We start from the raw sequence: 11,049 nt of genomic DNA, 5'->3' as shown, positions 1-11,049 counted from the left end.
CACCGAATAAATCATTTAATTAAACTATTAGTAATGAACAAAATTTTCTATATTATAGGCACTATATTAATAATAAGTGTCGGTATTTTTATGTTTCAAAAACAAACGATAACGGATAACAATCAAATAATCCCTCGTGAAGTTTTATTCGGTAATCCTGATAAAGCTAGGGTTTCAATGACTCATGACGGTAAGTATATTTTGTATGTTGCGCCAAAAGACGGCGTTTTAAATATTTGGATGGCACCTGCAGATGATATTAGCAAAGCCGAAGCGATAACGCATGATAAAGGTCGTGGTATTCGGTCTTACGCTAAAGCTTATAACAATAAGAATATCCTATATACTCAAGATTTTAACGGGGATGAAAATGACCGAATCTATAGCTATAATATAGAAACAAAAGAAACAAAGTTACTTACTCCTGAAAGAGGCGTTAAAGCCGGTATAGCCGGAGTAAGTTACAAAAAGCCAAACGAAATATTAATATATTTAAATGAGCGTAATCCTGAATATTTCGATATTTATAAATTAAACCTAGATACTCTAGAAAAAGAACTGATTTATAAAAACGATAGATTTACTGATTATGTAGCCGATGAAAATTTAAATTTAAGGTTCGGTAGCTTACTAGATAAAGACGGAGCGGTTGAATATTACGAATTAAAAGACGGGGAACCAGAGTTATTTACTAAAATCTCGATGGAGGATTCGTTTAATACTTCTATACTTGGTTTTGATGCTAGCGGTGAAATTCTTTATATGTTAGAGGGACGTAACCGCAATACTTCTGCACTTAAAGCTATAACACTAGCTACAGGCAGTGAAGAAATATTAGCCGAAGATGCAAAAGCCGATATAGGCTTATTTGCCGTGCATCCTACCAAACAGACTCCGCAAGCAGTATCTATAGATTATGATAGAACATCATGTAAAATATTAGATAAGGATATTGAAGAGGATATTAAATATCTGCAAGCTCTTGATCGTGGCGATTTAATTATTAATAGTCGTACGCTTGACGATAAAACTTGGATTATAGCTTTTAATAGCGATAATGCACCTGTAAAATTTTATAAATATGATCGTGCTAACCAAAAAGCAGAATTTTTATTTACTAACCGCAAAGAATTAGAGCAATATAATCTTGCTAAAATGATTCCGGTAATTATTAAGTCACGTGACGGTTTAGATTTAGTAAGCTATATTACTTTTCCAAATGACGTAAAGCTTGATAGCAATAATATTCCCGATAAAAAAGTACCGCTAATAATTAATGTTCATGGTGGACCTTGGGCGCGTGATAGCTGGGGGTATGATCCTGAACATCAATGGCTTGCAAATCGTGGTTACGCAGTTTTAAGTATTAATTACCGTGGTTCTACAGGTTTTGGTAAGGATTTCTTAAATGCCGGAAATTTAGAATATGCTGGTAAAATGCATGATGATTTAATTGTCGGTGTTAATTGGGCTATTAAGAATAATATAGTCGATTCTGATAAAGTAGCAATAATGGGCGGTAGTTACGGTGGATATGCAACACTTGTCGGCCTTACCATGACACCGGACGTGTTTGCTTGCGGAGTCGATGTTGTCGGTATGTCTAATTTACTAACTCATGTACAATCTAAAGCTCCTTATATTACTCCTATCTTAAGTATTTATAAAACTAGAATTGGTCCCTGGGATACCGAAGAAGAAAGAGAGTTCTTAAGACAAAGATCACCGATAAACTTTGTTGATAATATTAAAAAACCTTTATTTATAGCACAAGGCGCTCACGATGTTAGAGTAGCACAAGCCGAATCCGAGCAAATCGTTAATGCCATGAAAGCAAAGCATATACCAGTAGTTTATGCACTTTATAAAGACGAAGGGCATGGCTTTGGAAAACCTGGTAATAGGATATCTTACTATGCTCTTGCCGAGCAGTTTTTAGCTAAAATTTTAAAAGGAAGAACAGAGCATATTGGAGATGATCTAAAAGAGGCTAATTTAGTATTAAATGATAAGGAAAATTGTAACGGTCAGGAAGCTGAAAAGATTATAGATGAAGCAGTAGGTAATTAGGCTTTGTTTGTACGGTTTGAAAAAAGTATTCGGTAGGTGTCACGCCGTAACTTGATCGGCTTTGTTGCATGGCTGGAAAATTAGCCTTTATGTCATCCCCGCGTAGGCGGGGATCCAGAAAACATATGATTCAGTTTTTGTATGTTTATTTTATCAAAAACACAATGATTAACGCCTTCGCGGGAATGACATGGAGAGCCATGCAACAACGCCGATCCAAGTCACGGCATGATAATGTATAATAGTTCAAAGGAGCATTAGAATGTTAATTACCAATACCGAAAATTCTTACGGCTTAGTTACAAAACTTTTTCATTGGATAATGAGCGTTATCATTATTATGCTGCTAATTGCCGGTTTTGTTATGACTAACCTTGCCGATCAACCTCAAAAATGGGAGCTATATGCTTTTCATAAAGCAACAGGCACATTAGTATTATCTTTGGTAATAGTAAGATTGTTATGGAAATTTTATAACGATTCCGTCCTCTTACCTGATGATTTACCGAATTGGCAAAAAAAAGCTGCCAACCTTAATATCAATTTATTATATATCTTAATGCTAGTTATGCCTGTTAGCGGCTTTCTTATGTCAATTCTTGCAAACCATGATATTGATTTTTACGGATTATTTACTATTAAATCCTTCATGCAAAATATTCAAGCCGCAAAAATTTTTAATACCATCCATAAAACTTGTGCCTTTCTATTCTCTGCTCTGATTATTTTTCATATCCTAGCTGCTTTTTATCATCACTTTATTAGAAAAGATAACGTCCTTAGAAGGATGTTGAGAGATTAGAAAGCATTGTTTTTGCTACTTTTATTCCTGATTCTCTAGAGTTTTCTATAGGAGCAATTTCGGTGTGAAAAACCATTTTACTACCGTCTAAACTACCTAGCATATAATCAGTTTTAATTTTTCCTATCCCTACATAGCTAGAATAAGCAGCTACGGGGGTACGACAATTTGCATCTAAATATTCTAAAAAAGCTCGCTCAGACTTAATTAATTCCGAAGTCGGTAAATGATTGATTTTATTACCTATCTTAAGTATTTCGTAATTTTCTTCCAAAGTTTCTACTGCAATAGCTCCCTGCCCTATAGCAGGTAGCATTTGCGCAGTATCTATTAAATGACAATATTTAAGGTTAAAGCATGAGAGCCTTGCAAGCCCTGCATAAGCTAAAATAGTTGCGTCAACTTCTTTATTTAGCAATTTTTTAATTCTTGAATCTACATTCCCCCTAAAGGTTACTATTTGTAAATCTGGTCTTAATGCCTGCAAAAACGCTTTTCTTCTTACTGCTGATGTTCCTATTGTTGCACCTTGCGGTAATTCTTCGATCGATTTATAATGTTCGCAAATTAGAACATCCCGCGGGTCTTCGCGTTCTAATACGGCAGCAATTATTAACCCCTGCGGTATTCTCCCGGGTACGTCCTTCAAAGAATGAACAGCTAAGTCTATTTTTTTATCCAGCAACGCCTGTTCTATTTCCTTTAAAAACAAAGCCTTACCGCCGATATCATAAAGAGCTTTATCCTGAATTAAATCTCCACTGGTTACGATAGGAATTATTTCACAATCTATATCAGGAAAATTAGCTTTTATTTGCTCAATCACTAAATTAGTTTGCATTAAAGCTAAAGGGCTTTTTCTAGTACCTATTTTAATAAGTTGTTTCATTTAACTATCGATACATTAAATGGACTAGTAAAGTTAAGATAATTATCTTTTATTACAGCCTCATGATTCATTATAAAAGGATGATTTACCTGACCGTGACCAATTCCTAAAACATGATATGTTGACAATTGCGGGATATGATTATGACAAAAAGCTTCTATAGAAATTGTTTCATTTCTATCGCTATTAGTGAAATCACCAAAAATTATAGCTTTAACATTATCAAATATTTTGGCATTTTTTAGCTGCATTAAATTACGATGAATAGCATAACCTTTTTCATTAACGTCTTCTAATATTAATATTTTTTCATCAGTTTGAGGATGGAGCTTTGTTCCAATCATTTTAGTTAGAACGGTCAAATTACCCCCACTGATCTTCCCTACTATATTATTTTCGTCAGTTTTATTAATTGGCGTAAGTGCTATTTTACTATCTTTGCCCTTAAGTATATTAATTATCTCTTGAATATTTTGATTATTAGGAGGCAATAAAGATGTTAAAACTGAGCCGTGAATACTGGGTATATTATAATGTTGATTTAGTAATAAATGCAAAATAGTTATATCACTGTAGCCTATTAGGATTTTATTCTCTATCATTTTTATATCAAAACAATCCTCTACAAATTCACTACAACCATAACCCCCACGAAAAGCCCAAATAATTTTAACTTCAGGATTTTCCATTGCTTCTTTAAACATTCTTAGCCGTTCAGTTTTAGGAGCCACGAAAAAAGGTAATTCGTCTGAAGCTTTGGTAAAAATTTTATCGTCTACTAAAACTTTAAACCCCTGCTCTAATAATATCTTTCTTGCTTCTTCTAGCTTATCTTCAGCATCATAGCAACCCGAAGAAGGCGCTATAATAGAAATAAAGTCTGTTTCTTTGTTAAATATCATAGTTTCAGGGTTCTCTCATTATATTGTTGCAGGGCTCCGCTGTCATTCCCGTGAAAACGGGAATCCAGGCTTTTCTACTCCGTCATTGCGAAAAGGCATTTATGCCGACGAAGCAATCTCATAAAATTTAAGAGAGGTTGCCACACAGCTCAGCTCCTCGCAATGACGAGGTAAAATCGATCCATACAACAACACCTTGACAAACAACTAATACGGCAAAGTGAAAATAAAACTAGTCTTACCTTTGCTATCATTTTCTGCCCAAATTTTACCATTATGTAATTCTATTACCTTTTTACATAAAGCAAGCCCCACCCCTCTTCCTCCAGCGGAAGTACGAGTTTTTGAGCTAACGACAAAGACGCCAAATATATTTTTTAATTCCTTTTTTGGCACACCTATTCCATTATCTTTTATCTTAAAAAAAATTCTGTTATCAGTTTTTTGTAGAGTAATTTTTATAATACCCTCATTACTATAAGTGATTGCATTAATAATTAAATTATCAAATGTATGTTTAATATAATGACGATCGCAATTAAATATTATGTTATTATCAGTATCAAAAACAAAACTTAATTCTTTATTATTTAAATATAACTTACTACAAATCTTAATTCTCTCATATAAAAGCTCGCTTATATTTAAATCTTCTTTATTCAAATTATAACTAAGGGTTGATAATTTAGAAAAATCCAAGATATTATTCATTAAACTATTTAGCCTAGTGGAGCTTTTAGCAATTATTTCTACTGCAGCTCGTCGCTGTTTCTCATTAAATATATCATATTTTTCCCATAAAATTTCGCCTAAAGATATAATACCAGTTAAAGGAGTATGGATTTCATGATTTATATTTCGTAAAAACTCATGTTTCAAATCTAATAATTTTTGCAACTCTTCTTCTTTATAAATTACTTGTGTTTCTAAATGATTATTTTGCGATTTAATTAATTGATGTTGTTCTTGTTTAGGTTTTAAAAAAATTATTAAAAGGCTACTGAATAAGGTAAGTAAATATATTATTTTGGATTGTAAATTATCTTCATTAATTAATAAATTTTCTCCCATAAAATATTTATAAAATTTAACACTGACAATAACGCCACTTATAGTCATAATTAAAGTAATATGCCATCTAAATAAGGTAGCAACTATTATCAAGTTAATCATGAAAATCATCAATTGTACTTTATAAAAATTACTAGCAATAACGAGTAAACTACTAAAAAATATTAAGATAACAAACATGCCGATAAACCAGAAAAATGCTATAATATTTTTCTTTTTAAATTTTAAAGGCCATAATGGATAAGTTATAAGAATCGTTGAAACGGCAAGCACAGAGTGATAAATAAAATTATATATCTCTAGATGATTTTGTATTTTACCGGCAGGAGTAGTATATAAAGAAGAAAAAATAGACGCAATAATAAATACTCCAACATATGTATAGGTAATTTCTTGATTCGGTAGCGTATTTTGCCAAAATTTAAAAATATTAAACGTTTTTGTTAAACAATATAATCGTATTAATCGGTGTTTTCTTTCTAACCTTAACATTTTCAAAGCCGAAGGCATCTCAAAAGAATTAAACCCTCCGGACTGTTTAAGAAAATAATGACTGCCTACAAAAAATACCAAATTTACTAAAGTTGCAGGTAATACTGCGTAAATACCGGTAATATCTCTTATAGAAAATAAATACCATAATAGGATAGTTATTACTGCAGCAATCATGCCGATAAAAAAGGATTTAGCGGTAGAGCGAAAACCAAATATTAATAAAATTAACGGCATAGTAATTAATAGCACATAAAAACTGCTTACTATCAAAAATAAATTTACTAAATTTTTTGTATAAAATGATAAAATAAAACCTGATATACCAATAATAACAGCGATAATATAAGAAAAAGCTAACGAAGATTTCTTAGCTATATCGTTTGAAAAAGTCACGGTTGCAGCATTAATATAGGAATTAGTACTTGCGATTATCATTGCCATAATCCCACCAACTATTAACCCTTTAAATCCCGTATAACCTTTAATAAATTTTAAAAATAATATGTTTGGTTCAATATTCGGCGCTTGAGACAGTAACAACATAGCGATCCAAATAACTAGCCCAGATAAACAGAAACATATTATAGAAGCAATAAAAAAAGCGCTAGATATCTGCTTTGTATCTTTCGCTATTAAAATTCGCTGAAAAATTGATGGCCCTAATGCAGGAATAGAAAAATAGACAAAAATACTTACTGATACCCAAAATTTAGAATTTTTATAACTATATAACTCGTGAAAATTAATTATATGGTTTTGTACAACCGAATTAGCTGTAATATTTGGATCGCTAAACACATTCCAGGCAATTATTCCTATCACCGGTATAACAGCACTATAAGTAAAAAATTGTACCATCTCGGTAAAAGTTACTGATCTTATCCCGCCAAAAACTGAATAATTTATTATTACAATAGCAATTAATAAATTTACATAAAAACTTGAAATACTAAAAAATAACTCTAATATTAGGCTAGCCACATGAAATTGCATAGCAATCTTGCCGATAACCGTTAATATACTTGCTACGGACGTAATAACTCGAACTTTATTTCCATATACCTCGCCCATTATTTCCGCTACCGACAGCGCTCCTAAAAATCTTTCCATACGGGGAGCTAAAAAGTAACTAATTAATAACCAGCTAACTACACCACCGACTATACTAGGTATAAGATAAAACAACCCTTTTGTATAGATTTGTGAGCTATCCATTAAAAAACTACTAGTACCGATCCAAGTAGCAATAAGCGTTGCAACTATAGTACCGGTGGAAAAATTTCTTTTTCCTATAGCATATTCCCGAAGATTTTTTATTCCTTTGATATTAAGTAGAGCTATTACTATATTAATAACTAAAAAGCCGATGAAGATAATAATATCTATATTTGAATATAAGTATGACATATTACTTGATAACCATAACGCTTTAATAATACCATAATGGCAATGATAATTTAATATTAATATCTTTTACTTTAATTTCTAAATCTTTGTTAGTAATATATTTTTCCTCTCTAATCAAAGCAATCGCTTTATTTTTATAAGCCGAACATATTACCCCAATCTTATCTTCCCCTGCAAAAACCTCATCTTCTTTTATTAAATTAGATAAATCTCTTTCTGCAGAAACTTTAAATATTTTTTTTCTAATAACGCCTTGATATTTTGCCCTAGAAATAATTTCTTGTCCAACATAACAACCTTTATTGTAACTGATAGCGTTTAATTCTTCCGCTCCATATTCAATAGGAATAGATTTATTAGGGATTAAATCTTCATAACCATCAATAATTGAAAATTTATATTTATCTTCCAAATATAGTTTTTCGGTAGTAATATTTTGCTTTAAATCTACGGCTTTATTAATTATTGAACGAAATCCTAAGAATATACCTCGAGGATCACAAATAGTAATTAATGATTCAGAAGTAGCTATCTTATTATGAGAATAAATTACTTGATAAACATTGCTCAAATCCTTTATTTCTATTTTAGAACGCAATTTATAAAAAATTAGATGATTTATAAATGCTTCTTTATTATTTTTATTGATATCAATAAAAACCTGCTCAAGCGAAGGAGCAAAAGCAAAAAAATCAAATAAATACTTACCCTGGTTATTTAGCATATAAGTATAACAATAATTAGTTGCTTTAAGATCGTTAGTTGTAAGGTTTTGCAAAAATTTTACTGAATCTTTACCAATAATTTCAATAATCGATCTATTTTTTAATATTTCATGCATATTTATAATGTTATTGACTTTATAGCTTTATAACTACTATACTTTAACCATTCAATAATTATCTATACAATAATTTAAATATCATGAGATGCTCTTCTTATTGCACGGCCTCTGAATATAATATGAAAGATTTAGTTGCAAATTTAAACAAAATCGGTCTTGAACCACAACATTTTGATGATGTCTTATATGTTCAAAAGCAAAGAAGTAAAGATTCGGGTTATATAGATATTTTCTTTTTTCCTTTTGGGTGCCTTACCATTTGGGGAGCGGACGAAAGTCAAGAAAAAATTATTTTAAATGACATAGAATTAATTGCAATAAATAGAATAAGTGAACCGGTATCTGATTTCATTTATTGTGAGTATAATGAGGAAGCAGAAAAAACATTTATTGATGAAGAACAAAATAAAATTATCCTTGCTGATAAATCAACCTTTGTAAAGCTTTCAATTTCCCATGCTCTTGCTCAATCGGTAAAACTAAGCGTTTTAGAGAAATCTGTAAGTAACTTAATCGTTCAAACAACTCCTATTCAGCAAGAATTAGCACGTACAGGTAGCGTATCTTTGTCAAAAAAAGAAATATTACAGCAAATAGGGATATTATTCAATGAACGATATTCCATTAGTCTGCATAGCGATATACTTGATACTCCAGAATTTTTTTGGCGTCGGCCAAGTTATGAACCGTTATATTTAATGACTGCAGAATTTCAGGATATTCAGGTACGGCAGAATATTATGAATCACCGCTTAAATATGATTCATGAATTATTAGATATTCTTTCGAACGACCTTAATTATAAACATTCTACTAAACTTGAATGGATTATTATTATTCTAATTGGGTTAGAAGTGGTACTCTCTGTTGCTCATAATAACCTCTTCTATAAGCTTCTTGATGCTTTTTAAGCTGAAGGTATTATAATAACTGTAACTCGAATTTTAGCCGTCATTGCGAGGAGTTGCGATAGCAACGACGCGGCAATCTAAGTCTCTCACCGTCATTGCGAGCGAAGCGAGGCAATCTAAATACTTTTTTTCTTAGATTACCACGTTGAGACTACGTCCCTCCTCGCAATGACGGTATTTTTGTAACGATTCCGATCCACACGGGCAATGGCTTTCTTGCCATGACGTTTAATGCCGTTACACCAGAGCACAAACTAGCTTAATCGCTTAATAATCTCCGCACGCTCAATTAGTGGTAAAATATTTGCCATTTCAGGACCTGACTCTTTACCCGTTAACGCAAGGCGTAGCGGCAAAAACAACTCCTTACCTTTTCTGCCAGTTATTTCAGCAATTTTCTTTGTCCAAATGCTCCAGCTAGTAGTAGTTAATCCTCCTTCCGGTAATAATTCTACGGCTTGTGCTAAATATTGTTTATCTAAATTTTGCACGTTTGGCGATTCATGACAAATAGCCCACCATTCTTTTACATTAAGAAGCTTTTGTAAATTAGGTCGCACCGATAACCAAAAATTTTCATCAATATACTCAGCTCCGATTTCTGCAAGACGAATTTTTACTTCCTCAAAATTTAAATTTATAAGTAATTTATGATTTAACCGCTCTAAATCTTCTGGCTGATAAATAGTCGGGCTTTTAGAAAAGTTATTTATATCAAATTGCTTTACTAACTCTTTCATAGTTTTAAACGGCAAAATTTGCGTCGATGAACCAAGTAAACTAAAAAAGCTAGCAATAGTCATTGATTCAAAGCCTTCTTTATCTCGGAGAGTGGCAATTTCAAACCCTCCTATTCTTTTAGAAATTTTCTCTGCGCGGTTAATAATTAAGCTTAAATGTCCAAACGTAGGTATTTCTGCTTCTAAAGCTTCAAACATCTGAATTTGAATAGCAGTATTACTTACATGATCTTCTCCCCTAATAATATGACTAATTTTATAGTCGATATCATCAATGGTAGAACATAACATATAAGTCATACTACTATCTCCTCTGATAACTATCGGATCGCTTAAAGACTTACCTTCATATTTTACTTCGTCTTTAACCATGTCGTGCCAACTTATCGGCGCATGATTTATTAAAAATCTATAATGTGGTTTCCTGCCTTGTGTCTGATATTTTAGGGTTTGTTCTTCAGTTAAATTTAAAGCAGCCCGGTCATAAATCGGCGGCATACCTTTTGATAATTGAAATTTACGCTTTAATTCCAACTCTTCAGGCGTTTCAAAACAAGGATATAATCGTTTTTTTTCTATCAGTATTTTTTTTACTTCCTCATATCTATCTAACCGACTCAACTGATTAAATGTTTGATCCCAATCGATATTTAAAAATTTCAAATCTTCTATGATAGCTTCCTTATACTCTTTACGACTACGCTCAAGATCGGTATCATCAAATCTTAAAATAAATTTTCCATTATTTTTCCTGGCATAAAGCCAATTAATAAGAGCGGCTCTGCTATTACCGACATGTAACATACCGGTTGGTGAAGGAGCAAATCTAGTGATAATTTTTTTCATGTTTTAATTTATATGGTTAAGTATGGTGTCATCTAGGCTCTGTGAACAAAATTTAAATTAATCTATTTTAGT

At 31.9% G+C, this 11,049-nt stretch carries 8 protein-coding genes; 3 read left to right on the top strand and 5 right to left on the bottom strand.

What is annotated here, in order from left to right:
* Nucleotides 1–33 precede the first annotated feature (33 nt).
* Nucleotides 34–2,070 carry a S9 family peptidase gene (locus tag OTR29_RS06360; protein WP_422230111.1) on the top strand — a complete coding sequence of 679 codons (2,037 nt, stop codon included), beginning with the start codon at nt 34–36 and terminating at the stop codon, nt 2,068–2,070.
* A 262-nt stretch (nt 2,071–2,332) separates the two neighbouring features.
* Nucleotides 2,333–2,872, top strand: a complete 540-nt coding sequence (locus OTR29_RS06355) for a cytochrome b (protein WP_422230110.1) — start codon at nt 2,333–2,335, stop codon at nt 2,870–2,872.
* Here OTR29_RS06355 and hemC read toward each other — a convergent pair.
* The 4 genes from hemC to ygfZ all read right to left on the bottom strand — a co-directional run bounded on the left by hemC (nt 2,850) and on the right by ygfZ (nt 8,477).
* Entirely contained in the window at nt 2,850–3,761 is a 912-nt protein-coding gene (hemC, locus tag OTR29_RS06350) for a hydroxymethylbilane synthase (RefSeq protein ID WP_422230108.1), read from the bottom strand. The two genes, OTR29_RS06355 and hemC, sit on opposite strands and share 23 nt — an antisense overlap.
* On the bottom strand, nt 3,758–4,663 hold the full coding sequence (locus tag OTR29_RS06345) for an LD-carboxypeptidase (RefSeq protein ID WP_422230106.1): 906 nt from the start codon (nt 4,661–4,663) through the stop codon (nt 3,758–3,760). Before OTR29_RS06345 ends, hemC begins: the two co-directional genes overlap by 4 nt.
* Nucleotides 4,664–4,870: 207 nt before the next feature.
* Nucleotides 4,871–7,636, bottom strand: a complete 2,766-nt coding sequence (locus OTR29_RS06340; RefSeq protein ID WP_422230104.1) for a sodium:solute symporter family transporter — start codon at nt 7,634–7,636, stop codon at nt 4,871–4,873.
* A 22-nt stretch (nt 7,637–7,658) separates the two neighbouring features.
* On the bottom strand, nt 7,659–8,477 hold the full coding sequence (ygfZ, locus tag OTR29_RS06335) for a CAF17-like 4Fe-4S cluster assembly/insertion protein YgfZ (RefSeq protein ID WP_422230102.1): 819 nt from the start codon (nt 8,475–8,477) through the stop codon (nt 7,659–7,661).
* Nucleotides 8,478–8,599: 122 nt separating this feature from the next.
* Between ygfZ and OTR29_RS06330 the strand changes: the two genes are divergently transcribed.
* Nucleotides 8,600–9,391, top strand: coding sequence for an RMD1 family protein (locus OTR29_RS06330; RefSeq protein ID WP_422230100.1), 792 nt, complete (start codon nt 8,600–8,602; stop codon nt 9,389–9,391).
* Nucleotides 9,392–9,645: 254 nt separating this feature from the next.
* Here OTR29_RS06330 and gltX read toward each other — a convergent pair whose 3' ends face one another.
* Entirely contained in the window at nt 9,646–10,977 is a 1,332-nt protein-coding gene (gene gltX, locus OTR29_RS06325) for a glutamate--tRNA ligase (protein WP_422230098.1), read from the bottom strand.
* Nucleotides 10,978–11,049: the final 72 nt, after the last annotated feature.

The organism is Rickettsia endosymbiont of Halotydeus destructor (genome assembly GCF_049278075.1).
Classification (GTDB): domain Bacteria; phylum Pseudomonadota; class Alphaproteobacteria; order Rickettsiales; family Rickettsiaceae; genus Rickettsia.
The sequence above is the reverse complement of the archived record's forward strand: the minus strand, read 5'-3'. Positions and strand labels throughout refer to the sequence as shown.

Excerpts from the sequence above, each read along its gene's own strand:
- OTR29_RS06360 (WP_422230111.1), top strand. The coding sequence starts at position 34 with ATGAACAAAATTTTCTATATTATAGGCACTATATTAATAATAAGTGTC.
- OTR29_RS06340 (WP_422230104.1), bottom strand. The coding sequence starts at position 7,636 with ATGTCATACTTATATTCAAATATAGATATTATTATCTTCATCGGCTTT.
- gltX (WP_422230098.1), bottom strand. The coding sequence starts at position 10,977 with ATGAAAAAAATTATCACTAGATTTGCTCCTTCACCAACCGGTATGTTA.
- hemC (WP_422230108.1), bottom strand. The coding sequence starts at position 3,761 with ATGAAACAACTTATTAAAATAGGTACTAGAAAAAGCCCTTTAGCTTTA.
- OTR29_RS06355 (WP_422230110.1), top strand. The coding sequence starts at position 2,333 with ATGTTAATTACCAATACCGAAAATTCTTACGGCTTAGTTACAAAACTT.
- OTR29_RS06345 (WP_422230106.1), bottom strand. The coding sequence starts at position 4,663 with ATGATATTTAACAAAGAAACAGACTTTATTTCTATTATAGCGCCTTCT.
- ygfZ (WP_422230102.1), bottom strand. The coding sequence starts at position 8,477 with ATGCATGAAATATTAAAAAATAGATCGATTATTGAAATTATTGGTAAA.
- OTR29_RS06330 (WP_422230100.1), top strand. The coding sequence starts at position 8,600 with ATGAAAGATTTAGTTGCAAATTTAAACAAAATCGGTCTTGAACCACAA.